Here is a 25942-nt window from a genome sequence, read left to right as displayed (position 1 = left end):
GGTCGAAGATCAGTCCTGCATCCTAACGCTTTGAGCCAATTGTTCCACCCCTTGCCCGAATCCTCGGAGATCCGCGGCATGAGCGTGTTCTGTTACGTCAAGCGCAGGATTTCATCGTGTTCCATGCGAACCAAGTGACAAGTCATCCGGAGGTCGTCCAAGGGAGGCATGACAGCCATGTCGCTCCGGGACCAAGAAGGCGTGGGAACCAGAAGCCGCTCGAAACGGACATGTCAGTCCTACCTTTTGGACTCAGTTCGAGATGCAGTCTTCATCTCACCTCCCAGAGGTCGGGATAGAAAGCCTTGGATAGGGTGGGACGTAACAGGGGGCTTGAAGGACGCGCTGCAAGCGGGCGGCTCTTCGTCGTCGCCGACCCAACGGATCCGGGCCCGGATCCGTGATCAGACCTTGAAGCTTCCCACCCGGTGTTGCAGGTCTGCGGCAAGGCGCGCCAGTTCCTCGCTGGCGGCGGTGATCTGTTCGGCACCCGCCGCCGTTTGCTCACTTCCATCGCTGATATTGACCACGTTGCGGTTGACCTCCTCGGCCACCGCGGACTGCTCCTCGGCCGCACTGGCGATCTGGGCATTCATGTCGTTGAGGGTCCCGATGGAACGGCTGATCACCTGCAAGGACTCTCCCGCTCGTGCCGCCTGCTCCACACCCGCCTGGGCCTTGGTGCGCCCTTCGCCCATGGACTTGACCGCCCGGGCGGCACCTGACTGCAGACGTTCGATCATTTCCTGTACTTCGTTGGTGGAGGCCTGAGTGCGGGAGGCCAGGGTCCGGACCTCGTCGGCCACCACCGCAAAGCCCCGTCCTTGTTCACCGGCCCGGGCAGCCTCGATGGCGGCGTTCAGGGCGAGCAGGTTGGTCTGCTCGGCGATGCCCCGGATCACATCCAGCACCTTGCCGATCTCGTCGCTATCGGCCGATACGGTACCGATGACCTCGGCGGATTCTTCCACCTGATGGGCCAGTGCCCGGATGGTTTCGATGGTCCGCTCCACTTCCTGAGTGCCTTCCCTGGACTGCTCGTCTGTACTGCGTGTGGTGCTGGCTGCTTCGGAGGCGTTGCGGGCCACTTCCTGGACTGTGGCTGCCATCTCATTCATGGCGGTGGCCACTTGCTCCACTTCCGATTGCTGGTTACGCACCTGCTGGCGTGTTTCGCCACTGGTGGCGGACAATTCTTCGGCCGCTGCCGCCAACTGCGCGGAGGCTCCCACCACCTGCTTGACCAGCCCATGCACGCGGTCGGCAAAGCCATTGAAGGCTCGCGACAGGTCGGCCACCTCGTCGCGCCCCTGCACCGGCAGGCGCTGAGTCAGATCCCCATCTCCCTCGGCGATGGCTTGCAGATGAGCGGTTGTGGCCTTGAGAGGGGTGACGATGACCCGGGTCAGCAACCAGCCCAGCATGACGGCCGAGGCCAATGCCGCCAGGGCAGCGATGCTCATGGTGGTTGTGGATGCCACGGCGGTACGCTCCGCCTGAGCACTCACGAGCTCTCGCTGGCGCGTGAGCCCGGCCCCCAGATCATCCAGCAGGCCCCGGAGTGTCTCCAGATGGCCCAGGGTCTGCCCCTGATAGATCTCCAGCCCCTGCTCGCGATTCCCATTTTCCACGGCGCGCAGGATACGGATGGCGGTTTGATGCAATTCTCGATGCGGTTGCTCAATGGCATGGAAGGTACGGCGAAAATCCCCCGGCGCCCGATCAAAGGCTTCGCTGTTGAGAAAGCTGTAATACCACTGCCCAAAGTCGCATTGGGTGTGGTCAAGTTGCCCCTGAAATGCGGTGCCCAGCACGAAGACGTTGGCCAGGTCATTCACCCAGACCAGATGGTCCACCTCCTTTTGCACCTGGAAGATGGCCTGCTCGTAGGTATCAGCCACGCGCGCCTGGGCGTCGCCCATACGACTCAGGCCGTTCCATCCGATCAAGGCGATCACCAGCAGGATCAAGAGAACGATCGTAAAGGAGGCCGCCAGCTTGCGACCGATGGTCAGGTAAGACAGCATGGTTCAGGTATCCGTGTCGAGCGCGTCAGGCGCATCTTGTACGTTTTGAAGGTTATCGGCATTGTCTGGCGGTTCTTGATTGGCATCCTGGATGTGCCCCGACTCACGGCGACGCACCCGGCGCGGCTATTCTCCCGTGAAAAGGTGTTCGCCCCCTTTTTGGGGCATCGTTTCGGATTATTGCCGGCGATCCTGTGGCCGTGCGGGCACGGCATGAGCACAGGGCATGGTTCCAGGGATGGAGTCATCCCAAAGCTTCAGGGGTTGTCCAGCAGTTCCAGCGTGGATACCCGCAAGCAATTTCGACCGGCATCCTTGCTGGCGTACATGGTGAGATCAGCCCGTGCCAGCATGTTCTCCAGCACATCACCCGGGGGAGGATGCCGCCGCGGCCCCTCCAGCACCAGTGTGCAGATGCCGATACTGGCCGTGATCCGCTGCGGCCCAGAGTCATCGAACACCCACGCCAGGCCGGCGAGAGCCTGGCGGATGCGTTTACCCACACCAATGGCTCCGTCCAGGTCTGTGCCCGGTAGCAGCAGCACGAACTCCTCGCCGCCGTAACGGGACAGCACATCGCCCTCCCGCACCAGTTGGCCAAGAGCCAGTGCCACATCCTGGAGCACCTGATCACCAGCGGCGTGGCCAAACTCGTCATTGATCCGCTTGAAGTGGTCCAGATCCAGCAGGATCAGCGAAGCGGCCGAGCCCTGGCGCAAGCCGCGGGCCAGGATGGCACGGGCTTCGGCGAAGAAGAATCGCCGGTTGTGCAGGCCGGTGAGGTCATCCAGCACTGCCAGGCTCTGAAACCGCTGCTGCAACTCACGGGCCTCCTCCAGGGCCGACTCCAACTCACGGGTTCGCTGCCCCACCTGCTCCTCCAGGTTGTGGACATGCTGCCAGTTGACCAGCATCTGTCCAAGAAAATGGGCGTAGAGGGTAAGCAACCGCTCTTCATCCGGACCGAAGGCATCGCTGTCGGTGTGAGAGACGTTCAGCACACCCAACACGTTATCGGCAATGCGGATGGGCACGGAGATCAGGCTGGAGACTGCCGGACTGATATCGGCGGGCAACGACAGGAAAGCCGGATCGTTGCGGCAATCGGACGAATACTGAACCACCCCGGTGGTCACCGCGCGACCCATCACGCCATCTCCCACCGGGAAGGCGCGGCGTACGGCTTGACCGGGTAGCCCGATCAACTCGGCCCAACTCAGGCCGGCAGCATTCACCAATTGGTCGTGCTCACACAGGAAGACAGAGCAACGTGACATATTCTGGTTCTCGAGCAGGCCCTTGAGGGCCTGGTCCAGCATTTTCCGTTGGTCGGTAACAGCGGGACCCACCTCGGACAAGGCATGCAGGGCGGAAAGGAAGTCCAGCAACTGGACCATCCGCCGGTTGGTTTCTCTGTAGGCTTCAGCGAAGGGTGTCAGATCCACGGTGTCCTCAAGGGGCGGACATCTGTCGGCTGGCCGCGACAATGGCATCCCGCTGCTCACGACAAACCTCGACAACCTTATCGACGGCAGACGCCGGCAGATCCAGCCGATCCAGAGTTTCCACGGTCGGACAGGCCTCGACTTGGTCGAACAGCGATTCGGCCAGGGTATCGCAGACTCCGACCAGGCCCACCAGCAATTGATGATCTCCGCGGTAACCTGGGTCGGCGTAATGACGCATGGCTGTGGCCGCCTCGGCGGGCAGGTGCCAGCGTTCGGCCAGGATCCTACCTGCCATGTGGTGATCCAGTCCAAGCTCTCGCTGGGCGCGGGCTGCCATCACGCGGGCATCATCCTGGCCATTGCCAGCCAGAGCCTTGTCCATGCCCTGAGGCTCAAGATCGCACAGGACGATGACGCCCAGTTGGCGCAATAGCGCAGACAGATAGGCCTGATCGGCGGCCAGGGTCCCGGACTCCACGTATCGAGAGAGCTCCCGGGCCAACCGGGCCCCCACCATGGAGACAAACCAGTAGCGATCCAGGTCCAGGGAGCGGCAGCGGCGGGGTGAGAGGTGGTCGTTGATCAACAGGCCCAGGGCGAGCCCGCGGACCATGTTCAGGCCGAGGCGGGAGATCGCGGCCTGTACTGAGAACACCTGGCGTGATCCTCCGAAATAGGCGGTATTGGCCACACCAATCACTCGGGCAGTCAGGGCCGGCTCGGTACCGATCAGATCGGCCAGTTGCCCGATGGCCGCGTCATCAGCGGCCAGCTCGCGAAGCAGCGAGTCAGCCACCTGGGGCAGCGGCGGCAGATCCTGCAGGCGCCGGATACGTCCTGCCTTGGTGTCCAATCTTTCGGGCATGCGGGGACTATACACGTTCGATCGGGAAGTCGGACTCCGTCAGCCTGCGTATTCCGGAGCAAGGTTGCCACTGATTCCACGGCAAGCCTGCCACCCATTCCAGGGGAAAGCTGCCACTGATTCCACGGCAAGGCTGCCACCCAGGCAGAGGCGCTGAGTCGACTCATCGAAGTGTCCAGACGCGGGATAACTTACCGGTAGGCTGGTCCTTTCCATCCGGGGAAGGTCAGATGCCAGCGAAGAGGTTATCCATGCGGAAGATCAAAGAAGTCCTACGCCTCAAATGGGAGCGAGGGCTGAGCAACCGCCAGGTCGCATTGGCCTGCGGTATCAGTCGTCCCACCGTGAGGGAGTATCTTCGGCGTTTTGCCGAGGCGGGTTTGAGTTGGCCATTGCCAGAGGACCTGGGCGAAAGTCGCCTGGAGCAGTTGTTATTTCCGCCCCCTCCAGACCTGCCAGCCCATGCCCGGGTCGTACCGGACTGGCATCGGGTCAAAGAGGAGTTGAGGGGCAAGCACGTCACCCTTTTCCTGATCTGGCAGGAGTACCGGGAAGCCCACCCAGAGGGGTATCAGTACAGCTGGTTTTGCGAGAACTATCGGGCCTGGCAGGGCAAGCTGGACATGGTGATGCGTCAGGACCACCGGGCTGGAGAGAAGCTGTTTGTGGACTATGCCGGCCAGACTGTGCCAGTCATTGATCGCAATACCGGGGAGATCCGCGAGGCTCAGATCTTCGTGGCAGTACTTGGGGCGTCCAATTACAGCTATGCAGAGCCGACCTGGAGCCAGACACTGCCCGACTGGATTGGATCCCACATCCGGGCCTTCGAGTTCTTCGGAGGTGTGCCAGAGCTGGTGGTGCCGGACAACCTGAAATCGGGCGTCACCAAGGCGCATCGTTACGATCCGGATCTCAACCCGACCTATCAGGACATGGCCGCCCATTACGGTGTGGCCGTTGTCCCCGCACGATCCCGAAAACCCCGGGACAAGGCCAAGGTGGAGGGTGGCGTGCTGATCGTTGAGCGGTGGATACTGGCGGCACTGCGCCACCGTCAGCACTTCTCTCTTGGGCAACTCAAATCCAGCATCCGTGAACTGCTGGAGAAGCTCAACAACCGCCCGTTCCGGAAGTTGCCCGGTTGTCGGCGCGAACACTTCGAGCAGTTGGACAAGCCGGCCCTGCAGCCTCTGCCGGCAGAGCGTTATGTCTATGCCGAATGGAAGAAGGCCCGGGTACATATCGACTACCACGTGGCCATCGGGGGGCACTACTACTCGGTGCCTTACGCCCTGATCAAGAAGGAGGTCGAGGTCCGGATCACCCACAACACCATCGAGTGTTTTTACCGGGGCAACCGCATTGCCAGCCACCCTCGCTCCGATCAGAAGGGTCGGCACACCACCGTGGCCGCCCACATGCCCGAATCCCATCGGCAGTCAGGTGAGTGGACGCCCAAGCGTCTGATCGCATGGGCCGCCAAGACCGGGCCTGCAACAGAAAAGCTCATCTGCACCGCCCTGGGTGCCCGAAAGCACCCCCAGCAAGCCTACCGTTCCTGTCTGGGCATCCTCCGCCTGGGGAAGACGTTTGGTGATGTTCGCTTGGAGGCCGCCTGTCAACGCGCGCTGACGCTTGGGACGTGCCGCTAAAGAACATCGAATCCATCCTCAAACACCGCCTGGATGAACAGCCTCTGGAAGAACAGCAGGAGCTGGCCTTACCTGATGGCCACGACAACATCCGCGGCCCAGCCTACTACTCTGAGGGGGTCTGACATGCTCAAACATCCCACCCTGGATAAACTCCACGCCCTCAAGTTAACCGGCATGGCGGCCGCCCTGGCCGACCAGGTGGCCACACCCGACATCCAGGAACTGAGCTTCGAAGAACGCCTTGGACTGTTGGTGGACCGCGAAACAACCGAACGGGAAAATCGGCGCATGGCGAGCCGGTTGCGCCAGGCCAAGCTGCGACACACAGCGAGCCTCGAAGACCTGGATTATCGGAACCCGCGCGGCCTGGACAAGGGGTTGATCCAATCCCTGGCGGCCTGCCAGTGGGTGAAGGAACACCTCAATATCCTCATCACCGGCCCCACCGGGGTTGGCAAAACCTGGCTGGCCTGTGCCTTGGCCCATAAGGCCTGCCGAGAGGGACACACCGCCCACTACGTTCGTCTAACCCGTCTGTTGCGGGAGCTGAGCATCGCCAAGGGGGATGGTCAGTACGCAAAGCTTCTGGCCAACTTGGCCAAAGTGGATGTACTGATTCTCGACGACTGGGGGCTCATGAAACTCAATGCTGAAAACCGCCGTGACCTCCTGGAGGTGTTGGAAGACCGCCACGGCAGACGATCCACCATCGCCACCAGCCAACTGCCCATGGACCAATGGCACGACGTCATCGGTGATGCCACCCTGGCTGATGCCATTCTGGATCGCTTGGTTCACAACGCCTACAAGATCAATCTCAGAGGGGAGTCCATGCGAAAAACCCAGTCCAAGTTGACCGACACCGCAACGTCGGAGTAAGAAGGAAAACCCCGCGTCGCTACGCTCCGATGGGTGGCAGCTTTGCCCCGGTCCGGGTGGCAGGCTTCACGTGGAATGGGTGGCAACCTTCAGCGGTCTACGCAGTCAGCCGGGAATACTCGACCTCCCGGAACGTAGCTCCTTGCTGATGTCTCTAGCCGACCCTGAACGGCCACCGTCCCCCCGCTCACGAACGACTCTTTACCGATTTGCTGCGGACGTCCGAAACCCACCCATGCGCGCGCCGTTCAAACGGGTCGACCCGCTTCAAAGGCGGTATCCGCATCTGAAGGGTCCTGGTAGCGCTGCCTGACCCAACGCAGGCCGCCTCCGGAAAATGCGGGTTGGTTCAGGGTGAAACCTGCCTAAGAGGTGTTCCGGGGTGGGTACTCCTGTTACCTTGTGGACTCAGACGGCTATCTATGGGAGGTCGCGCACAACCCGCTCTCCTGGGTCGGCCCGAAAGATGAAGATGGAGAGCCCAGGCATGCAGCCGACCCTAGGGCTGTGCACGGGTGAGGTCCGGCGTATGGAAGACGTCACCATGAAGTTGATGGCTTTACTGCTCCTGGTTGCTGCCGCCAACGCAGCGGCGGAATCTGCGCCGGCGTTGCACCTGTGTTTGCCTTATGTGGAGAAATCACCCGTCGGGGAACCGACAGGATCGTGGCTGGCGAGTTTGCATCCAATTGACCGAATCAGGTGCCATCAGGCTTGAGAACTTCACGCAGGCGAACGTCGGCAGCGTAATTCGCATTGTCATCGGTGATCGCGAATTCTCAAGAGCCGGAATCGCGGCGCCGATAGACAGTGGAAAGTTGCAGGGCACATTCAGTTCGCAGACGGCAGCCCTGGTATGGCAGCGAATGCTGGCCGGGGAATTTCCGGTAACGCCATGCGGGGTTGAGAGCGCAGAAATTGCAATCGGTCACTGAGGTAGGACAGCGGAATCGCGCCACAAAAGACCATGACGATCCGGAATTCGTCCCAAGAGCCATCTACCGCTCCCGCCATCGGGGTCTATCGCGCTCTCCTGTATGGCTTAGTGGTCCTGCTGGCAGTGGCCTGCTCGCCATCAGTGGACAAGCAGGGCAGCGCGGGCGAGTGGCTTGTTGATCTCAATTCGGTCTATTGCAGCGCCCTGCCCGTGGCCAGCTTCTCAGCCGACAAGGACTGGATGTTGTTCTGGATTCGGCATTTCCGTGGTGACCCGAGCACGGGCAGTCGCACATCGGTGATGTCGCCAGCCCTGCTGCAGTTCGAAAGCCGACGGCTTGTGCTGCCCGCCGGACCGGCCGATCGATCCGAAGGTCTCTCGTTTTCTCCATCCAGCCTGTGTTGGGATGACGCCGAAAAGGGGGTGTACGTGCGTGGCAGCGGGCGGCGAGCGGCTACCGAGCGCCCTTGGTATCGCGCCGAACTCAAACTGGACTCCGAACTGGTACCAGTTGCCTCACCACCCGAATCCTGTCGTCAGCCGCTCGAAGTCGAGTGGCAGTCGCACCGGGATCCGGTTATTCCAAACCAAGCCCGCGGCGATCTGGAGATTATTCGTGACGGCTGCTGCGCGGTCGAACTGCGCCGACGTAGTGATGGACTTCTGCTCGCTCGCCACGAGGCCCGAAGCGCGCTGTCGGACTTGGTCATGGTCAGCCGCTATGCTTGGTCCGAGTCCATGACTCGACTGGCTTACAGAGTGAGCGAGGAAATCAGTTGGTGGTTCGGCCGACCCACGCGGAGCTTCGTGGTTGAACGGCGCGGTCAACCTACGCCGTTGCGCGGTCAGGTCTTCGCCTTCGTGTGGCGTGGAGATGACGAACTGATCGCGTGCGCCGGGCGTTCTTCTGACGGAAGCGACGGCAGGGGCACGAGCATGAAACTCTGGCGCTTCGAAACAGCCCATCATTGACGCGCGATGAGCACCGGAAAGACGACGATTGCGAGTTCTGCCCGGCGCCGGGGTGGCCCAGCCTCGCCCTGGCTCTATCCCGTCGCCCTGATCCTCATATTCTCGGGTCTTGTAGGCCTGTTGCCCTCCGCCATCCTGGGTGAGGGCTTGCTGGAGTGGGTGCTTATCGCTGTGGTCGTTCTTGCCCTGGCCACCAACCTCATTTTTGCCCGAGTCCCGCAAGTCACCCCGGAACGAACCCTCTGGGATTTCGTGGTGATTGCGCTGGTTGCGGTCTTGCTGACCAGTTTTTACTGGTTCCGCGTTGCGCTGGGCGTTTCGGGCTGGGATGTGATCGGCCTCAAGATCGTCATGGGCCTCGCGTGGTGGTTGCCCGCCGTGGCCTTTGCTGTGCTCTATCGGCACCCGGGAGAACGCTGGTTGGAGCAGGGGCGGGGGCGCTTCCTTGCGCGGGTTTCGGTAGCGGTGGTCGCCAGTCTAGCCGGTCTGCCCACCCAGAGTGTATTGAAGGAACAGCACGCGTTGCACGTTGAGCACGCCGGGCTTCCCCAAGCGGTCGAAGAACTGGCGGCGCGCACGCTGCCCGATGGCGCGACGATGCGTTTCGAGCTCGAGGGTCGTGTGCTCACCTTGCACGTTGGCTGGCCCGAACGGGGCGCGGGTGGGAGCTACCGCCAGCTCGCGATGCTGATCAATTTGGCAGGAGATGCGGGACGTATGCAACCGGGAGGCGCCGATCGCCTGGTCCGGCGCGTGAATGTTGACCGAGTGAATCTGGAGGTCCGCAGGGGTGATCAGATTCTGGCAACCATGGACTGGCCGCAGGCCGGCCTGCAACGTGGCGCGCAGGCACTGGAGATCGACTACGACGCCGCCGGGCTGAGCCGGCTTCCGGATCAGGCCGACCTGGACGATCTCCTGCGCAGCCTGCCGCCGCACGTCCGAACCGGGGAGCTGTGCAGCCGCGCGCTGGACGAGCAGGTGTGGATCGGGCGCTGTAACGAGATTCCGAGCCCGGTGACCGCTCAGGAGTTTCGTGCCTTGAAACTTGACTGGAGAGGCGCCAACATCCTGATCCGGGAGCTCAGCCGGGTCTTCCCGGCGATCAGCGGGTTTCGGCTGGAGCTCGCGGGTTACGAGCTGGACGTCCCCCCGCCTGCTGCGGCCGACTGGGTTGACGCACGAAAATGGCTCCCAGTGCCCGATGGGACGGCGCGCCTATGGGTTTCGGACGACCCGGATGGGCAACCGCCGGAAGCGGAGTCGACGGCGGCGCCGGTAAACGTTGTTTGGCGGGACGGGCACTGGGGGCCCGGGCATAACCACGTCGAACTGTGGCCTTGGCAAGTCGGGGAACTATCGGCGGCTGGACTCAGAATCTACCTCCTGGAACTCTCCCCAGAGGGCGGGTTGCGTCTTTTCCTCGAGCCGATCGACCCCCGCTCTGGCGTCCCAAACGCTGTCACGCTGATGCCCGGCGAGTCGATCGACTGGGAAGACATCCACCTGCGTCATCTCGGTTGGTAAGCCTTTCGGTTACAGGCCTTTCAGTCGGTCAGTGTGAAATGTTTCAGTGCGGCCACATCCGTCACCCGGCCTTCGAGCATTAGCTTGAACAGGACTTCGGGATCGTGCGTTGGCAACCCCTCCAGCGGGTGGATGATGAATCGCAAGGAGGAGGCGATCCAGTCTTCGTAAAGCTCCACCGCTTAAGGCGTTGCTTTAGTGCGTCGAGCTGGGGACTCGCCAGCGGTGAGAGGTTGAAGGCTATCCCTCGCTGAGCATTGACAAGCGGACTCGGGGCATCCCCCGAGAGTTGCTGCCTTTCTTCCATTCCCGGCTAAATGGCTATGAGTGAATGAAGGTCAGAAACGTTCTCCAGCGGGCCTCATACGACAATATGTCACCGCCGAATGACAATCGCACCCTTGGGGCAGCGCTCAAGTAAAAGATCCGTGATCAGTTTGAAATCGGCAGCCTGGGTATAGATCAGGTTTCGTGTCATGTTGCGGGCAATCAGCTTGATCACGCGCTTGCGCTCGTAGACCACGACCTTACGGACACGCTTGAACGGGGTGTGCATGCTCTTGCGGGACAAGGCGAGCAGGCTCGCGCCGGCGGCTGAAGGATTGCCGGAGGCCAGCCCTGCCAGGAAGCCGACCCGCGCCATCAGATCCAAGCGCTTGACGCCTCTGGACGGCATCTCGATGTGATCGATACCCTTGTCATCCATCTCGAACAGGATGGAATAGCGTCCGCCGCTCATCAGAACGTAGATCGGATAAGCGATGATCATCAGACAGAGCATGATGCCGGCAACGATCGCGTAGACCTGGCCAAAGGCCTGCAAACCCCGCATGAATGACCCTTCCAGGGTCTCGATCACCAGGAGCAGCAGGGCCGGCATCAGGGCGGCCAGCAGGGTGATCTTGAGAAGCATCATGGGGATGACGGTATCCCGCCATAGACTGACATCATGGAGCCATCGGTACTCCGTGCCACGCCGGGTGATGTTTTCCGAAACTCTCTCGACGCTGGGGCCAACTGATTCCGGTGACCCATCGGCAACGTCTGCGCCCCTGGTGGTATTGTCTTTCATGATTCTCTATCCAGCCCTTGTGTTTGTGGCGTGACCCCTGTCAGTCAACACTGGGCGCCCAGCCGCCGAACGGGTTTCCCGATCCCTGAGAGGGTGGTCTTTCTACCAGAACATTGGTTTTACGTCCGCGTTCGAACTCATATTGGTAATGGATCTCGCCATCCCTGTAGTAGGTATATACGCCATGCGGGACGAATCGCAGGGTCGGTGCCTCCTCTGGCGAACCCATCAGCATTTGTCGGCACTCATCCGGTATGATCTTCTCGACATGATATCCCGTGGCCCCGCCCATATACGCCGAGAGATTTCGGAAAAGCTGTTGCCGCTCAGGTGCGGGCAGTTGATCTATCCAGGCTCGGCTGACCAGCATGAAGCCCTGCTGCCTATAGTCATCCTGAAGCTCGAATACCCGATTGATACAGGGGTCCTGCCAAGGGAGTTCATAGGTGACGCTGTGCAATGTGCGAACCAGATCTCTCCTCAGACGACCGGTTGGCTCAATCGTTTTCTTGACCACTTCTGGGCCCAGGCCTTCGTAATTGACATCGAATGAGGCCAGTGTGGTGCCTTCGTATGTGAGGTTGACCTTGTATCTCAGTGAAAGCTGAGACGGGTTCCCAATGGGAAAGGCCCATACCCACGTCGAGTAGTCACCGGTGGAATCTCGATCGGTCGCATTGAGAAGAGTCAGCCTATTGTGGAGGGTGTCTATCTCGGGTGGGCTTTCGGTAATTCCCAGCCCGAAGCGATGTATTCCCCCGCGGGAGTCAAAAGCCTGATGCAGACCCAGAAGGTTGTTGTCGCCCATGTACACGTAAACAGGTCGGCCACTCTCGGGTACCAGTTCCACCTCGACACGTTCCATCCATTCTTCGATGCTGGAACGCTCCGTTGCATCACGCCAGTGCCCCAGCAGTTCCTCTTCCAACGTGAACTGCAGCAACTTGCCGGAGGGGGCATTGTCATGAAAGTTCACCTCGGCCCAGGCGGTGACATCTTGAGCCCCGATGAATCCGTTCGGACGGCGTACGGGAATACCCAACAGGTCATCCCGGCGCATGGAACCTCCACCCTCGGGTGATCCAAACACGATGCCATTACCGATGCGGCGCTCAGTCTCCGGACTGAATTCGCGCACCACGAACTGCCTCGACAGGTCTTCCGCACGTATTAGCACATCGAGTTTGTCGTAATCCACGAACAACTTGAATCGACCGTGGCCGCTCACCGTATAGGATCCACTTGCCTGTTCCGGGCGGTGATTCGTGAACCCATCCATGTTGACAACGAAGGCCATCGGTGGCCGGTGGAATCGGTCATGTTGCCAGAACCATGCACTGGCGTTCCGGTATCCAGTGGTGCTCCCTTCGCTGCGTAGTGATTCAATGCTCTGCAATTCGGCGTGGTCAATGTAATAGCTCATGACCATGTCAGTGAGCATGCCGGCGTATTCCAGGGTGTCCAACGACAGCAAGGCTTCTGGGGCGCCGTCCAGAACCACCTTGCCCAGCAATTTGTTGCCGCTGTAAAGCGTGAGGGTGCTCGATACGGAGGCGATCCCTGCGTCGGAAAGCCGCTGGGCCTGTGGCTCGACGAATGCACGTTCGATGATGGGGGCCACCACCGAATACCCGGAATACAGGGCGGCACCCGTGCCTGCAACCGGCGCGCCAAAGGCCAGCTTGCCAAGGCCCAGGAGATAGCTTGCGCCGCCCACGGCATTTTTCAGCATGGAGTAGTATTCGTGCGTGCTGTACTCGTAGATCCTGGGGGAATAGAGCCGGAGCGTGACGTGGGTCTTGTGCTGGCCGGGTTCGATTTGAAGGTAATCCAGCAGCGCCTGCTGGAAATAGTCTATCGTCGGCCGATGAGGATACGCAGCGGGGCTGATGACATAATCGCCCGGAATCTGGAGGTCCAGGTGGGGCTCGTGGCCGAAGAAAGGCAATACACGTACATCAAAACCCGGCAGCAGCACCTGATCCTCGCCTTCCAGTATGGCCTTTGTCAGACGCAACCCCCAGGGTGCGAAGGTGCCCAGGTAGTATTCGGTCATGTCCCGCAGGGAGAGCTCACCCCCATAAACGTGATCCCTTGAAAAACCTGCGAGTCGTGAATCTGTTCCAGTCTGGTCGGCGAATCCTTGGTCCTGGCCATCCTGATCGAGTGCACGGACCGCCCGGGCAGCACGATCCAGGTGATGCAAGCCGTCAAGATAGCGTCGGCTGGCCGTCCTCGCTCCTTGCTCATGTCCGAGGCGCATGGCGGCATCAGCCCGCAGGAACATGAGGCGGGCACATAGCAATTCCCGGGCGGCATCAAGGTCGGCGTTTTGGCTGTCTTCTTGGCTGTCTTCCATACAACAGGGCAGTTCCGGGACAATGCCGCCCCCATGGCTACTTCTCGCGGTGGCCGAACGGACAAGCAGACCCAGCCAGCGCGGTGAGGTGGGTGGAGGGTACAGCCCCGCCTGGGAATCCCGTTGAAACGCCGCCAGGAAGGCGGCCTGGTCGGTGAGGCGGAGTTGTTCGAGGTGTGCCATTCGGGCAAGCGGATGCTCCGCGCCTGCGAGTTCCGGTTCGCCCGCCTCGGGCGCGTCGGCCACCGTCAATAGCCAGGGCATCGGAACACGTTCGAGGTTGACCGCGAGCCCCGGGTCACCATTGGGCAGGGTCACGTTCCTGGCCGGCAACCGAATCCACTCACCCAAGGAAAAGAACATGACGGCCGGATTCTCTCCCGAGGCCGGCAACTGAATCTCAACGGGCTTGCCGGGGGGGGGCGGCATCACCCCGTCCACGGCGATGGCGGTCCCTTTTTGCTCGAACGGCGCCGTGGAAGGCGGGTTGGGTATCTCCCGCAGATCCAGCGTGACATCTTGATGCAAGGCTCCCTCCGGGGAGATCAGCACGGTGCCGGAGGCATGTTCGACCCGGTCTCCTTCAGCGGTGGGAGCGAGGCCGGACTCGGGTAAGGAGGTCAATGAAGGCGGGCTGGGCCTGGCAGCGGGTTGCGGCTGCTGTGCCTTCAGCCGCTGGTAACGTTGATAGGCGTTCCGGTATTCGGTGAGTGCTTCCTGTTGAGCTCGTCCCAGATCAGGCTCGTCTCCACCGCCTCCGGTGACAAGCGATGTGTAGCGCTCGTATGCGCGCCGGTACTCGGCATAGGCCTGCTCCAGTTCAGACGTGGCATCCGGTGCGAGTCCCGAATCCTGCTGGGCCAATAACATGAACTCCGAGGCCCGAGCATCTTTCAAGAGGCCGCCGCCAAGCAGGACGATTACCGTCAGCATCATGACCAGGCATCGAGCGATCTCATGAACAGGATTGGTGGCTGTCCCCGTATTGGGCCACGTGATGTGGACCCAATCCGCCTGAGTGCCCGGCTGGATTGAACCAGTCCGGCTGTAGTGATGAATCGTGCGGGGCGTCTGAGGCATGCTTGAGCTCTCCGACAAGGGTACGATCATGTCTGCCAGGGCACTGAATTCAGGATTTGCCGTCTGATTAGATCTCACAGTGTCTCCGGCAGGGCTGTCAGGTACAGGTCGTAGCCTCCGCTGCCACCCGGGCGATTGGATGAAAACAGCAGGAGTCGCCAGGGATAGTAGAGTTCTCCCTGGTCGAAGAACCATCGTTTCAGAAGGAGCGGTCGGAACTCGTCAGCCTTGGTATTGAGCGAGACGCCTTCGGGCAGGAACTGCTGCAGATTCCTGGGTGATTGCCAACGGCCACCGCGAAAGCGCGTCACGAACAGATCGAACTGCCCGTGGCGGTCGGAAGCAAAGACCAGCAGATCGCCGGCCACATGAGGCGCCAGGGTGTCACCGTGCTCGGCCCACTCATCGACGGGCTCGATGAGCCCGGCGAGCGTCTTGTCGCCCAGCCATGCGCGGAAGTCGGTGTTGCCATCGGGATTGTCAAACCGATAGATGCGATACCGTCCCGAGCGGTTGGAACTGAAGTAGAGTTGGTGGCGACGATAATCGTAGGTGAGGTAGGCCTCATCAGACTTCGCTGTGTTGCCAAAAAACGGTCGTGCCTCACCCTTTTCATCCACAAAGTAAAGGTTTCGATTTCCTTCGTGATCGGAGTCGAATACCCACACGACGTCCTGCGCATTGGTCTCTTCCATCCAGACCGCAGGGGCCGACCGCTGGGTCAGCGCGATTGCGTGGGGATCAGTATGTTTCCGTGGTGGGACGTAGGAGACTGCCGCTGTCCTTTCGGTCAGCAAGGCAGTCGGCCCCCGCTGGTTACCCGGAAGTTCTGGAATCGAGGGGAAGCGGCCCTGTCGCCGGGCCTGGATCATCGGTGGCCCGGGCCCCTGGTCGCGGCGCTGGTGATAGGGGCTTTGAAGGATCTCCAGGTGGCCTTCGACAATATCAAATTCCGCGCCGTGTTGGTGTGCATTGCTGGCGAAGGCCAGGGGCATCACATAGTGTAGTGGCGGAGGTGGGGCAGCCACATTGAAATCATCATAGGGGGTATTGAGACCTTCGATCGAGTGAATGCCCGGCGTCATCTCCAGACGGTTGTCCAGGCCGTAATCCAGCACACAGCCCGTGGCAGCCGGGCAAAGAATGAGAAGAACTGGCAGCAAGCGGGCCCATCCCGTTATTGCCTTGGTGCCATGGCAACTTTCCATAGGCGGGCCTGCACGGTTGACCAAGCCCAAGTTGAAAGCGGACCCTGGTTCATTTATGCAGCCCCGAAGACAAAACCGTTCTCGCGAAGATGGATCAATGTTCCATTTCATGCGATCAGTGTCATGTGCCAATGGCACTTGGGCAAGTCGACTGATTGTCGACCAAACGCCCGCGTCTTTGGCGAAGAAGGAGTTGGTGCTTGCGACAGCCTGTGCAAGGCGTGGCAATGTGGCCTGGAAAAGTAACGCTGTTCGCCCATGGGTACTGGGCGGAGCATTGTTACCCCTGCCCCATCCTGGCCTCCCGCCCTCGCTGAGGCGAAATAAAGAGGTCGTCCCACACTGAGTTCCCCAAAAGGTGGGAATAACCTGTCGGGTTTGGAGCGGTTTGCGGCCGCTGGTCAGTGCAGTCCAAATGCCCGGTCTGGGCCGGCCACTGCCAACAGCATTCATCAGTTGTCGCAAGCCGACCCGAAGCGGACGGCAGAGGTAGATGTGGCGAGGTCCGTTCCCTCTCACACTGCGGACATGCTGTAGGCTCGTATCCGTAAGACCATGATTTCGAGCCGGCCAATATCTGGCGGATGGCCATTCCGGGCTTAAAAGGTGGCGATTGTTCTCCTGGACGTAGTCCCATCAAGGAAGGTAGGTCTGGGCGCAATGCATGCCCCATGCAGGGCGATGTTCCCTGCGAGACGTGGGTCCTGGATGTGAGGGGGCAGACGGTCAGAGACTGGCACGTGCGGAAGGTGGTGGTCTTCTGGCGACCAATGCAGATGCGGTCAGCGCGTTTGCGTTTCGCCGGCCGACGAGGCGTATGCTGAGCATGCCCCCCCCCCAGGGTGATTGAGGCTCACCGACGGCTCCCAGCGCCAGGAGGTACCAGCCCGCCGCCACCGTTAAATCCTTGTCGCGAGTGTAAACGTGACGAGCTTTGATGGATGGGGTCATCGCGGCGCGCATTCGGGCAGTCCGGATCACCAGGGGACGGCCGGTGGCGCTGGCAACGCCCTGGAGTCCTGATTTGGAAACATTGGGCTCGCGGATTTGATGGCGCGCCGTGGTATCGACTAGGCTCTTGAAGCGCTGTCATGCCACTCCGCAGCCCGGGAGGAGCAAAGACTTGAAACAGCCGGTCGTCGTGATTACCGGTGGCACCCGTGGCATCGGCTATGGTCTGGTGCGTGCCTTTCTGCAACGCCAATGCAGGGTGATGACCTGCGGTCGCGATGCCGAACAACTGGCGCAAGGCTTGTGGCGACTGCGAGACGCAACCGCTGCCGATGAGGCCCGGTTACAGGGGCAGACCTGCGATGTCGCCGACCCCTCAGCTTTGCAGAGGCTCTGGGATGCTGCGGTCGAGCATTTCGGCGGCGTGGATATCTGGATCAATAATGCCGCCGTCAACTCGCATGAAGTGGATTTCTGGGAGCATGACCCAGCCACAATCGAGCAGTTGATACGCATCAATCTGCTCGGCACCCTGCACGGCTGCCACATTGCGGCACGCGGCATGCTCGCCCAGGGTCATGGCCGGATTTACACCCTCGAGGGCTGGGGAAGCAGCAACGAGCGTCGCCGCGGCAGTACGCTATACGGTACCAGCAAGGCCGCACTGCGTTATTTCACCCGTTCCCTTGCTGATGAGCTGCAAGGCACGCCCGTCCGGCTGGGCAGTATCAACCCCGGGGTGGTGCCGACCGATCTGCTCGCATTGAGTATCCACGACGGCAAGGCCCGGCAAATACGTCGCTTTATCAACATCTTTGGTGACACTGTTGATACCGTCGCCCCAGGGCTCGCCGAACGCGTGCTGAACGATCGTCGCCATGGTAGCCGCATCCGCTGGCTGACACCCGGGCGGGCCATCGGGCGATTGCTGCTGGCACCGTTTCGTCAACGAACCATCATTGCGCCCGATTCAGGTACCGGGCCTGGCGACACGGTCAAGGAGGACCGTGAAGACCCGGGCCGATGATCAGCGCATGATCCTTCGGGCAGATCTCCTGCCCTGGGTGCATTCAGCCTCGGGCCGGGCCGGCGTTCATCAGGGCACGTGTGGCATCGGCCAGCAGCAGGCAGGCCAGGGAATCGTGAGCCGTATCCTGAGTGGTGCGTGAGAACGCTTCGTGACTCTTGTTCCACACTCCGATGCATGGGTTCTCGAATGAAATACCACGGCTTCGCTCGGTTTCGCCTCCCGGCCCGCGCGCTGCCCTTGATGGCCGTGCTTGCAACACCCGTGGCCGCGGACGGCAGGGGCGGGGCGCACTCCACGCCGGAACCTGCGTCAGCACCTCTTGGGGGTGATTCGCCCAGTCATAGCGTGTTCGTGTATGCGGGCCAATGGAGCGACAACCGCCTTGGCGAAATCCTGACCACACGCACCAACTTCCGCAGTTCTTACCTGGTGGCGGCCGGATTATCAGGCGTCTTGCACGGATTCAGCGAGCACCTGGACCTGGAAGGCGAGATCAACGCGGCACAGCACTGGGGGAAACAGCACCACCTTGAAATCAATGCGGCCGCCAGCCTGCGCTGGCGCACCTTCCCCTGGGATCATTACCTGGATACGTCCTTTGCCCACGGTCTTGGTCCATCGTATGCATTCGAACGGCCGCCCGTCGAGTCACGCGGGGACCAACGCGCGAGTCGCGTGCTGGTGTTTATGATGACGGAGTTGGCATTCGCACCGCCAAAGGCATCTTACACCGCGTGGGAGGGCTTCATCCGAATCCATCACCGTTCCGGAGCCTATGACATTGTCAGCAAGGCGTCGGGTTCGAATTTCGTCACTTTCGGTCTCCGCCATCGCTTTTGAACAATACTTGCGGGCAGGGTGACGCCTCTCACGAATCGGACATGAGCAGCCCGATCGCCAGCGGGGCAGGCATCAGTTGTCTCGACGCGACCCAAACCGGGCATGTGGCCTGCACTGACCAGCGACCCCAAACCGCTCTGAACCGGACAGGTTATTCCCACCTTTGGGGGACTCAGTTCGGGACAACATCTTTGTCTCGCCTTAGAGAGGGGGGGATGGGAGGCCTCGGATAGAGCGGGACGTAACATCATCCAACCGCCCGGGCGGTAGCGGCGGCTATGACCTGTATCTGACAGCCCTACTGGAGACACTGTGAGACACGGAATCAGACGGCAGATTCTGAATCCAGTGCCCAGGTAGACCAGAATCGGGCCTGACCTGTGCCGCTGAGCTGGGACTGGTGAGGTCAGTCGCCTCCTAGGTTGTTTACCCTGGCCGACCATCGGCACGGGGACGCCATAGCATGGGGCCGTAGTAGAGCACCCAGGGGGTGATGAAGGTCAGCCAGATCAGTGCGGTGGTCAGGTTCAATGGTCCCGTGTATCCCCCCGGTAGCCAGGGCGCATCGGCCGCCACGCGAGTGAGGGTGGCTCCAGAGAGTGATAGGAAGCAGGCCCAGGTGAACCCGTTGACCTGAAGGGCACGTCCTGAGTGCCCCAGCGTGACCCGGGTGGCCATGCCCAGGGTCATGGTGGTGATGAAGCCCAGGGCAAGGACATGCTGAGGTGCGTGAGCGAACCACCCGTGTCCGGTCGTCATCAGGATCAGGCTCTGCACTCCGTGCAGGAGCATGCCCACGGCAAACCAGGCCCAGGCGATGTGCAACACGGCCAGCAGACGGTGGGCGAGGGCGCGGCGAAAGCCCCAGTGCCAGGCGTGATGCAGCGCCAGAAAGGCGAGGGCAAAGTCGGCGATGAATCGCCATTGCCAATGCCCCGTCAAGGACAGCACCACATGACCGGTCACGGCGACCGCCATCAGTGGTATCGACCAGCGTGGTTGCACCGGGGTGTAGGGGCGAAGCACGCAACTGGAGAAGAACGGGATCATCCGGTGAGCGACGATCACCAGCATCGGGATCAGGAACAACCAGAATCCGGCCTTCAGGGAGAACGCATACCAGACGGTGGGAGCGCCCAGCCGCCACCCGAGCCAGGCTGCCGCGCCCAGCCATCCCATTACCAGGGCTGCGTTGAGCCAGGTTTCGTAGTAACGGTCGGCGGCGGGGGCGCCACGATACACGGCCCACAGTGCCGCCAGCGCCCAGGCCCAGCCGGCCAGAAACAGCACAAGCCCCAGGGTGACCCAGATGGGCTGAGTGAACAGGCCCAGGTAGAACAGGCCCATGCCGACGGTGAGGCCTGCCCAGGCCGGCACATAGCGGGACCGGGGGATCTCGGTCGTGTTCATCCAGCGGGGATAGGTGGTCATGAGAAAACCGAACATGAAGAACGGAAAGACCCCATAGAGCATCAGGAATGGATGAAGGGCAAAGCCCGGTACGTTCAGCGTGAGGGGTGACCACAACGTGGTGTACCGCCCGGTCAGTTCGATGCCCCAGTGGATCATGATCAGCAGCAACTGGATCATGCCGGGCAGGAACATGAGTCGATGGGGTGCGGCGCTGTACTGATTCCAGGTCTTTGTCGCCAGGTTAAGCATAGGGGTACCGTGGGCGGGGAAATCAGAAGGGGAAGGCCTGTTTGGTATGAGCCACCAGCAGCATGTAGCCGAACGCGAGGATGGCCAGCAACCAGGCGGTGGCCCGACTGGCATCATTTCGGGCGAAGCGGAAAGCGACCATTCCCAGGACGATATACGCCAGCAGGGCGGTGAGCTTGGCCATCAGCCAGGGCTGAAGCACCACGTGCATCTGCCACATCCAGGCCAGCCAAAGCCCGGTGAGCAGAAGACAAGTGTCCACCACATGAGGGGCAATGCGCACGAACCGGTGCCTGACCCTGGGCGAGTGGCGCAGGTGCAGCAGGCCACGAGCGATGAACCCGGAGATGGAGATCAGCGCCAGCGCGACGTGCAGGTGTTTGATGGTCAGATACATGGGGGGATTGTCGCGAGTGTGTGGCCATTGCCCCCTTGATCCTGATCAAGCGGTGCCAGCCGATGAGGCCATCGCCACGAATTGACCGATCCAGTTCCGTGCTCCGGCGATGTCGCGGATCGACCGCACCACCTGCGCCCACACCTCAGGCCAGGCCATCGCGGCGCTGGCCGCCGGGGCGCGCATCTTCGGCGACGAGGAATGACTCGACCTGGCCGACACCGCCGCCGCGGACCTCGACCCGCAAGGCCGGCTCGACAGCCTCAAGGCGTTCTTCAACGAGGATCTGGGCGCCCATGCCGAACGGCTGGGGGATGAACTCGATCCATGGATCGAGGTACCGACCCAGGCGGCGCTCGCTTGGTGGCTGCACTACCTGCCAGCCGAGGACGTCGCGGCCAGCCACGTCGACCCCGAAGCGGTCCGGGCCCGGCTGGAGATCCGGCCCGGCGCCGACCCGGACGACATCGCGCTGGGCTTCTTTGCCCTGCAGCGCAGCCTGTCAAAGGACGAATAAGGCCGAGCGCGGGTGAGTCGCAGACATAAGCGACATCGGGCAGGATGTGTAACCGCCGACAGGGGTAGCCAGTACGCATCGCGTGTGTACCGGCAGCGCCTGGAGAAGTACCAGATGGTGGCCTCCATGAGCAGGAAAGGTGACTGCTGGGACAATGCTGTCATGGAGCGCTTCTTTGGTTCACTGAAAAGCGAGTGGCTGGCCGGCCAGCGTTACCTCAACCGTGAGCAGGCCCGGCAGGACATCGTTCAGTACATCGAGACGGAGTACAACAGCGACCGGCTCCACTCGTCCCTGGGGTACATCACCCCACAGCAACATTTTCTAGCGGTTGCTGCTTAATCCGTGTCCGCTGCGACTTGACCAGAACAGGGCCAAGAGGTGGCCGAGTTGTCCGGAGCCATGCTTGCTATGCCCGTAGCCGACCCAAGCCGGGCATTGGGCCTGCGCGGACCAGCGACCTCAAACCGCTCTGAACCGGACGGGTTATTCCCACCTTTGGGGGACTCAGTTTGGGACGACATCTTTATCTCGCCTCAGAGAGGGCGGGATGGGAGGCCTCGGGTAGGGCGGGACGTAACAAGGGGGGTCTGCGCGGCAAGGATCTCAGCTGACATCGGCGGGCTGCTGGATCAACCGTGATGATGTTCGATGGACATCGGGCCCGCGAACATCATCATGCCCAATCCGATCAGGATAAGCACCACGCCCACCGGGCGGACGATCTTATCGCCGGCACTTCCTGTCTTCTCGTAAAGCATCAGCAGTGCCAGAGGCGCCATCCAGGCAAGGTTTGCGATGCCCACGGCGAACATCACCAGCATGAGGGCCCAGCAGCATCCCAGGCAGAATAGGCCGTGCCTGAGACCCAGCTTCAGTGCTGCGGGCACGCCACGCTGGTAATGGGCCATCAGGAAGGCAACGGGATGGCGGCACTTTTCCATGCAGCGATCCTTCAGACCCGAGAACTGGAAGGCCCCCGCCAGTATCAGTACGCCACCCACACCCACCTGCGGCCGCGATGCCAGCCAGTGCCAGTGTTCGATCACTGCGTGAACGCCCAGGTACGTCAGGGATGCCGCGATGCCAAAGCCGGTCCATACGATCAGATATCCCATCAGGAACGCAGATCTGGCCGCGACAGGGCGGGGTTGCGCCGCAGCCATATGACGAAAATGGCCGATCATGGGCAATGTGGACGGCAGCATCATGGCGGCGATGTGGATCTGCCAGGCGGCCAGAAACAGTCCAATGCTCGCCCAGGCCGCCATGTCCGGACTCAGCAGGTGATGATGATGGACCCAACCCGGGACGCCGGTGAATTCCGAGGCCAAAGCCAACGCCCAAGCCAACAGAATGGCTGTCAGCACCAGCGGCGACGCGCTCCATACGCGTCGCACCGGAGTGCCGGCCATCGTATTCACGGCTGATGCTCCATGTGCCATGCGGTCTGAATGGAATTACGTCCCTCGAAAGACCAGGTCATGTCATGATTCGGCAGGGTTACTCTATAGCTGGTCGACTTGCCGATATAGGCCGGTGCATCCTTGACGGTCGAAAAGGCACTGTCACGCAGCGTTGCCGTGGTGCCATCCGGAGACGACTGGATGGGCGTAATCTGCGCCTCGACAATGCCCGGGATCCGGAACTGACCGTTCGCCTCGTTCACCTCGTGGATCACCGGGGCACGCTCGACGGCCACCAGTTCCCCCACCAGTCCCGCCAGATCCGCGAGGCTGCCGCCTAATTGGCCTGAAAAGGCGGACACCAGGGCATTGTGCTGGTGGTCGGTTGCTTGATCATCGATGATCAGTACGCTGCGCCAACCGCCGGCCAGGGCATTGCCCGGGATGTGCGCCACATTGACAACCGTGAGTCCGGAGACATCCTGGTCTCCGATCATTCCCTTATGCAGATGAAAGGCGATGACACCAAGGCATTCGCCCCCATCAGGATCCTCGCCGATGAAGCAGGGGCAAGGCACTCCGCAAGAACAGATTTCCAGCAAGGTACCATCGAGTTGATAGGCAGATTCGGTTGATTGGGACATGGGTACGCTCCTTTCGCCGGCTCAATCGCGCTGAGCCAGGGTCTTGATTGGGTCGATGCTGTCGCGCTCAGCGTCCGGTGCGATCTCGAGCAGCCGGTCCGCCCAGTCGCGCTGCTCCACCGCCAGCCGTGCCGGAATTGCGGCGAGGTGGAAGGCGCCGGGAAACGTCCCCTGGTGGGGATGCTGGTCGAATGCGGCCTCGCGGATGCTTTCTGCTGCTGAATCCTCCGTCGCACGCGCCTGCTCAATGGCCTCTCGGCCACGGGCGATCTTGGCATCGCTTGGCGTCGTGGCCCACAGCGGTTGGAACAGTGTGGTCGCCACGCCCCAGTGGGCCATGGCGCAATCGGGGTGGGCCTGGGCGATGGCGTCGAACTCGTCGCGGGCCTGAACGTACATCATGTGGTGCATCAGCCCCAGGGCATGATCAAATGCCTGCTGGGCGTCATCGACGCAGTCCGCACCGAACGCGACGGTGCCGATCTGCTGATCGTCACTGACCGATGTGTCGGTCTGTCGGTCATGCTGGGCTGCAACCGCTGGGGCGAGCATCGCGGTGAGTAGAATCACTGAAACTCTTGTCATCATCGACCTCCCGGCTCCGATCTCGGGGTGGGTGAGCACGAGAGGAGCCTTCACTCTTGCCAGGGTGGCCAGCGCAGTGGATTCCCGACATGGGATACCCGACTGGCAGCCTTGGTGATGAGCCTAGGAGTCAGATTGGACAAGCGTTTGCATAATCTTGCGCATGGGCGACGGATCTTGCGGGTTTATTGTGGACACGTGCGCAGAATGAGTGTCCGGCTACTTCAGCCGAATCACCGTGGGACAGGTGGCCGAATGGCGTGGAACATGTGGATAGGGTAGGAAGTAATATGCCTTCAGCCATCCGATCGGGCCAGGACCGGGGTCTAGTCACGAAACTGCTGACGGTAGGTGCCGGGGGGTATGCCGGTGGTCAGACGAAAATGGCGCGCCAATTGCTGATGCGAATAGCCCGTGGCCGATGCGACCGCGCAGATGGGTAAGGAGGTGGTTTCCAGCAGCTCCCGGGCCCTCTGCAGGCGCAGGCGCGTCAGATAACGATGGGGCGGGTCCCCATGGGAGTGTGTAAAGGCCCGGGAAAAGTGCCATGGCGACAAGTCACACAGCGACGCGAGCTCGGCCAGCGTGACGCGCCTATCCAGGTGGCTCTGCATGTACTCGATCACCCGTGCCGAGTGGTGTGGAGCCAGGCCCCCTCGACAGTCCTCCGCCCTGGCGACCTGTTGGGACAGACGGCTCAGACGGACCACCAGGGCGGCCGTTATGCCGTCCACGAAGATCCGCGCGGCCGGGTCTTCCCTTTCTATCTCCTGCCACAGAAGGGTCAGACCCTGGATGATCAACGGGTCGCGGTGATGGCGTGTGTGGATGGCGCCGAAATCCAGAGGATCGCTGGCATCACGCTCCAGGCAGGCGCGTGCAAACTTGCCGGGAATACCCAAAAAACGCAGGCGGGCTGGGCCGGCAACGCTGCAATAGGTATCCACGTTGGGAGCAACCGCAACAAAGTCCATCGGCTGGGTCTGTCCCGAAAATCGACCGGCCCCGATGTCGCAGACATAGTGGAAAGCAGGACCAACCGACTGGCTCAGCATCAGGTCGCTGACGGCCGGCGTGGAGAATTCGCCGGCATCCTGGGCGCCCTCCATCATGCTGAACCCACGATCCGGCGCCACACGAGACTCCCGCAATGACGGCACCGAACGTTCCCGGGCATAGGCCTGCAGCATGTGTGAGCGCCCGTGTTGCATGACGGATCACCCCTTGTACGTCCCCGCGGTAACCAGCATGAAAGCCAGTCTTATTACCTAGTATTTTAGTATATTATTTGGGGTTGTGAATGACAGTCTCTTTTGGAGCGGGACTCGACGGAGTCGATTTCCTGAGATGCTCGTCCGAATATTGCTCCAGCCCCCATGGCACTCACTGGGTCTGCACTGCACGGCAGTGTATCTACCCCGACCGATCAAACTGAGGGCGGTACAGATGGGTACTTTTGGGGGCGGTTAGACCCAAAGCGGGCATAGGGCCTGCACTGACCAGTGACTCCAAACCGCTCTGGACCGGACAGGTTATTCCCATGTTTTGGTGAGGCTCATGCGGGGCGAGCTCTTTATTTCGCCTCAGAGAGGGCGTGATGGGGGGCCTCTGATAGGGTGGGACGTAACAAACGGTCAAGGCAGGACTGTCGCCGGGCATTGGCGGGCTGAAACTGGGGGGCCGGGTCGGCCCCGTGATGGCGGTAGTCGTGGGCGTCGGGATACTGACCGGGTGGATCACCATTTGAACGCTGTGCCGAGCGGCCGCCGCGCCTGACTGGCTGCTCAGGTGGATCAAAATGTTCCTGCAGATCATTCCTCACTTGACTGAACGCCAAGCCCCATGACGGTAGCCGGGGCGTGCACCTTCCGGCGGGGG

20 protein-coding genes and 3 pseudogenes are annotated in these 25942 nt (G+C 61.4%); 9 read left to right on the top strand and 14 right to left on the bottom strand.

Annotated features, from left to right (window positions below):
- Positions 1-404 precede the first annotated feature (404 nt).
- The 3 genes from ECTHA_RS0106765 to ECTHA_RS0106755 all read right to left on the bottom strand — a co-directional run bounded on the left by ECTHA_RS0106765 (position 405) and on the right by ECTHA_RS0106755 (position 4340).
- Positions 405-2027 carry a methyl-accepting chemotaxis protein gene (locus ECTHA_RS0106765; RefSeq protein ID WP_025281651.1) on the bottom strand — a complete coding sequence of 541 codons (1623 nt, stop codon included), beginning with the start codon at positions 2025-2027 and terminating at the stop codon, positions 405-407.
- 257 nt (positions 2028-2284) lie between these two features.
- On the bottom strand, positions 2285-3472 hold the full coding sequence (locus ECTHA_RS0106760) for a sensor domain-containing diguanylate cyclase (RefSeq protein WP_025281650.1): 1188 nt from the start codon (positions 3470-3472) through the stop codon (positions 2285-2287).
- 7 nt (positions 3473-3479) lie between these two features.
- The gene (locus tag ECTHA_RS0106755) at positions 3480-4340 is read right to left on the bottom strand and encodes an HDOD domain-containing protein (RefSeq protein WP_025281649.1); all 861 of its coding nucleotides are present in this window, start codon (positions 4338-4340) and stop codon (positions 3480-3482) included.
- A gap of 230 nt (positions 4341-4570) precedes the next feature.
- On the opposite strand from ECTHA_RS0106755, the pseudogene istA reads away from it, so the two are divergent.
- The 5 genes and pseudogenes from istA (at position 4571) to ECTHA_RS0106730 (ending at position 10313) form a co-directional block, all read left to right on the top strand.
- Positions 4571-6120 (top strand): annotated as a pseudogene (gene istA / locus ECTHA_RS17375) (IS21 family transposase).
- A 1-nt stretch (position 6121) separates the two neighbouring features.
- On the top strand, positions 6122-6877 hold the full coding sequence (istB, locus tag ECTHA_RS0106745) for an IS21-like element helper ATPase IstB (RefSeq protein WP_025280968.1): 756 nt from the start codon (positions 6122-6124) through the stop codon (positions 6875-6877).
- A 629-nt stretch (positions 6878-7506) separates the two neighbouring features.
- Positions 7507-7812: a SecDF P1 head subdomain-containing protein gene (locus ECTHA_RS20675; RefSeq protein WP_419398060.1), complete on the top strand. Its 306-nt coding sequence runs from the start codon at positions 7507-7509 to the stop codon at positions 7810-7812.
- A 32-nt stretch (positions 7813-7844) separates the two neighbouring features.
- On the top strand, positions 7845-8786 hold the full coding sequence (locus ECTHA_RS0106735) for a hypothetical protein (protein ID WP_025282983.1): 942 nt from the start codon (positions 7845-7847) through the stop codon (positions 8784-8786).
- A gap of 6 nt (positions 8787-8792) precedes the next feature.
- Positions 8793-10313 carry a hypothetical protein gene (locus ECTHA_RS0106730; protein WP_025282982.1) on the top strand — a complete coding sequence of 507 codons (1521 nt, stop codon included), beginning with the start codon at positions 8793-8795 and terminating at the stop codon, positions 10311-10313.
- 20 nt (positions 10314-10333) lie between these two features.
- On the opposite strand, the gene ECTHA_RS20525 is transcribed toward ECTHA_RS0106730, so the two are convergent.
- From ECTHA_RS20525 to ECTHA_RS0106710, 4 genes are all read right to left on the bottom strand, one after another.
- Positions 10334-10459: a hypothetical protein gene (locus tag ECTHA_RS20525; RefSeq protein WP_274521658.1), complete on the bottom strand. Its 126-nt coding sequence runs from the start codon at positions 10457-10459 to the stop codon at positions 10334-10336.
- Between the two features lie 230 nt (positions 10460-10689).
- Positions 10690-11385 (bottom strand): hypothetical protein, encoded by a 696-nt coding sequence (locus tag ECTHA_RS0106720; RefSeq protein ID WP_218915907.1) that lies wholly within the window; start codon positions 11383-11385, stop codon positions 10690-10692.
- A 40-nt stretch (positions 11386-11425) separates the two neighbouring features.
- Complete coding sequence (locus tag ECTHA_RS0106715) at positions 11426-14902, bottom strand: hypothetical protein (protein WP_128571972.1); 3477 nt, start codon at positions 14900-14902, stop codon at positions 11426-11428.
- Positions 14899-16143: a TolB family protein gene (locus tag ECTHA_RS0106710; protein ID WP_158407585.1), complete on the bottom strand. Its 1245-nt coding sequence runs from the start codon at positions 16141-16143 to the stop codon at positions 14899-14901. Before ECTHA_RS0106710 ends, ECTHA_RS0106715 begins: the two co-directional genes overlap by 4 nt.
- A gap of 1012 nt (positions 16144-17155) precedes the next feature.
- Between ECTHA_RS0106710 and ECTHA_RS17370 the strand changes: the two genes are divergently transcribed.
- Positions 17156-18010: an SDR family NAD(P)-dependent oxidoreductase gene (locus ECTHA_RS17370; protein ID WP_025282978.1), complete on the top strand. Its 855-nt coding sequence runs from the start codon at positions 17156-17158 to the stop codon at positions 18008-18010.
- 43 nt (positions 18011-18053) lie between these two features.
- Here the strand turns inward: ECTHA_RS17370 and ECTHA_RS20520 are convergent, their stop codons facing one another.
- Positions 18054-18179 carry a hypothetical protein gene (locus tag ECTHA_RS20520; RefSeq protein ID WP_274520734.1) on the bottom strand — a complete coding sequence of 42 codons (126 nt, stop codon included), beginning with the start codon at positions 18177-18179 and terminating at the stop codon, positions 18054-18056.
- Positions 18180-18199: 20 nt separating this feature from the next.
- Here ECTHA_RS20520 and ECTHA_RS0106695 point away from each other — a divergent pair, with 20 nt between their 5' ends.
- Positions 18200-18853: a hypothetical protein gene (locus tag ECTHA_RS0106695; RefSeq protein WP_238984788.1), complete on the top strand. Its 654-nt coding sequence runs from the start codon at positions 18200-18202 to the stop codon at positions 18851-18853.
- A gap of 426 nt (positions 18854-19279) precedes the next feature.
- On the opposite strand, the gene ECTHA_RS0106690 is transcribed toward ECTHA_RS0106695, so the two are convergent.
- Entirely contained in the window at positions 19280-20515 is a 1236-nt protein-coding gene (locus tag ECTHA_RS0106690; protein ID WP_025282976.1) for an NnrS family protein, read from the bottom strand.
- 22 nt (positions 20516-20537) lie between these two features.
- Positions 20538-20912, bottom strand: coding sequence for a SirB2 family protein (locus ECTHA_RS0106685; RefSeq protein ID WP_025282975.1), 375 nt, complete (start codon positions 20910-20912; stop codon positions 20538-20540).
- Between the two features lie 115 nt (positions 20913-21027).
- Here ECTHA_RS0106685 and ECTHA_RS20350 point away from each other — a divergent pair.
- Both ECTHA_RS20350 and ECTHA_RS17365 read left to right on the top strand, forming a co-directional pair.
- Positions 21028-21429: pseudogene (locus ECTHA_RS20350) on the top strand (hypothetical protein); the annotation flags it as partial.
- A pseudogene (locus ECTHA_RS17365) lies at positions 21430-21771 on the top strand (integrase core domain-containing protein); the annotation flags it as partial.
- 290 nt (positions 21772-22061) lie between these two features.
- Here the strand turns inward: ECTHA_RS17365 and ECTHA_RS17360 are convergent.
- The 4 genes from ECTHA_RS17360 to ECTHA_RS0106655 all read right to left on the bottom strand — a co-directional run bounded on the left by ECTHA_RS17360 (position 22062) and on the right by ECTHA_RS0106655 (position 25254).
- Positions 22062-22844: a DUF2182 domain-containing protein gene (locus ECTHA_RS17360; protein ID WP_025282972.1), complete on the bottom strand. Its 783-nt coding sequence runs from the start codon at positions 22842-22844 to the stop codon at positions 22062-22064.
- A 5-nt stretch (positions 22845-22849) separates the two neighbouring features.
- Positions 22850-23479 (bottom strand): DUF1326 domain-containing protein, encoded by a 630-nt coding sequence (locus ECTHA_RS0106665; RefSeq protein WP_025282971.1) that lies wholly within the window; start codon positions 23477-23479, stop codon positions 22850-22852.
- 21 nt (positions 23480-23500) lie between these two features.
- A complete protein-coding gene (locus tag ECTHA_RS19395) occupies positions 23501-24049 on the bottom strand; it encodes a hypothetical protein (RefSeq protein WP_238625633.1) in 549 nt (182 codons plus the stop codon).
- 341 nt (positions 24050-24390) lie between these two features.
- The gene (locus ECTHA_RS0106655) at positions 24391-25254 is read right to left on the bottom strand and encodes a helix-turn-helix domain-containing protein (protein WP_025282969.1); all 864 of its coding nucleotides are present in this window, start codon (positions 25252-25254) and stop codon (positions 24391-24393) included.
- Positions 25255-25942 lie beyond the last annotated feature (688 nt).

It is taken from the genome of Ectothiorhodospira haloalkaliphila ATCC 51935 (genome assembly GCF_000633935.1).
In the GTDB taxonomy this organism is placed as follows: Bacteria; Pseudomonadota; Gammaproteobacteria; order Ectothiorhodospirales; family Ectothiorhodospiraceae; genus Ectothiorhodospira; species Ectothiorhodospira haloalkaliphila.
The sequence above is the reverse complement of the archived record's forward strand: the minus strand, read 5'-3'. Positions and strand labels throughout refer to the sequence as shown.

Coding starts and splice junctions, on each gene's coding strand:
- ECTHA_RS0106755 (WP_025281649.1), bottom strand. CDS start 4,340: ATGCCCGAAAGATTGGACACCAAGGCAGGACGTATCCGGCGCCTGCAG.
- ECTHA_RS0106655 (WP_025282969.1), bottom strand. CDS start 25,254: ATGCTGCAGGCCTATGCCCGGGAACGTTCGGTGCCGTCATTGCGGGAG.
- ECTHA_RS0106665 (WP_025282971.1), bottom strand. CDS start 23,479: ATGTCCCAATCAACCGAATCTGCCTATCAACTCGATGGTACCTTGCTG.
- ECTHA_RS0106765 (WP_025281651.1), bottom strand. CDS start 2,027: ATGCTGTCTTACCTGACCATCGGTCGCAAGCTGGCGGCCTCCTTTACG.
- ECTHA_RS0106690 (WP_025282976.1), bottom strand. CDS start 20,515: ATGCTTAACCTGGCGACAAAGACCTGGAATCAGTACAGCGCCGCACCC.
- ECTHA_RS20675 (WP_419398060.1), top strand. CDS start 7,507: ATGTGGAGAAATCACCCGTCGGGGAACCGACAGGATCGTGGCTGGCGA.
- ECTHA_RS0106720 (WP_218915907.1), bottom strand. CDS start 11,385: ATGAAAGACAATACCACCAGGGGCGCAGACGTTGCCGATGGGTCACCG.
- istB (WP_025280968.1), top strand. CDS start 6,122: ATGCTCAAACATCCCACCCTGGATAAACTCCACGCCCTCAAGTTAACC.
- ECTHA_RS0106710 (WP_158407585.1), bottom strand. CDS start 16,143: ATGAAATGGAACATTGATCCATCTTCGCGAGAACGGTTTTGTCTTCGG.
- ECTHA_RS0106735 (WP_025282983.1), top strand. CDS start 7,845: ATGACGATCCGGAATTCGTCCCAAGAGCCATCTACCGCTCCCGCCATC.
- ECTHA_RS0106695 (WP_238984788.1), top strand. CDS start 18,200: ATGAAATACCACGGCTTCGCTCGGTTTCGCCTCCCGGCCCGCGCGCTG.
- ECTHA_RS0106730 (WP_025282982.1), top strand. CDS start 8,793: ATGAGCACCGGAAAGACGACGATTGCGAGTTCTGCCCGGCGCCGGGGT.
- ECTHA_RS17360 (WP_025282972.1), bottom strand. CDS start 22,844: ATGGCCGGCACTCCGGTGCGACGCGTATGGAGCGCGTCGCCGCTGGTG.
- ECTHA_RS0106685 (WP_025282975.1), bottom strand. CDS start 20,912: ATGTATCTGACCATCAAACACCTGCACGTCGCGCTGGCGCTGATCTCC.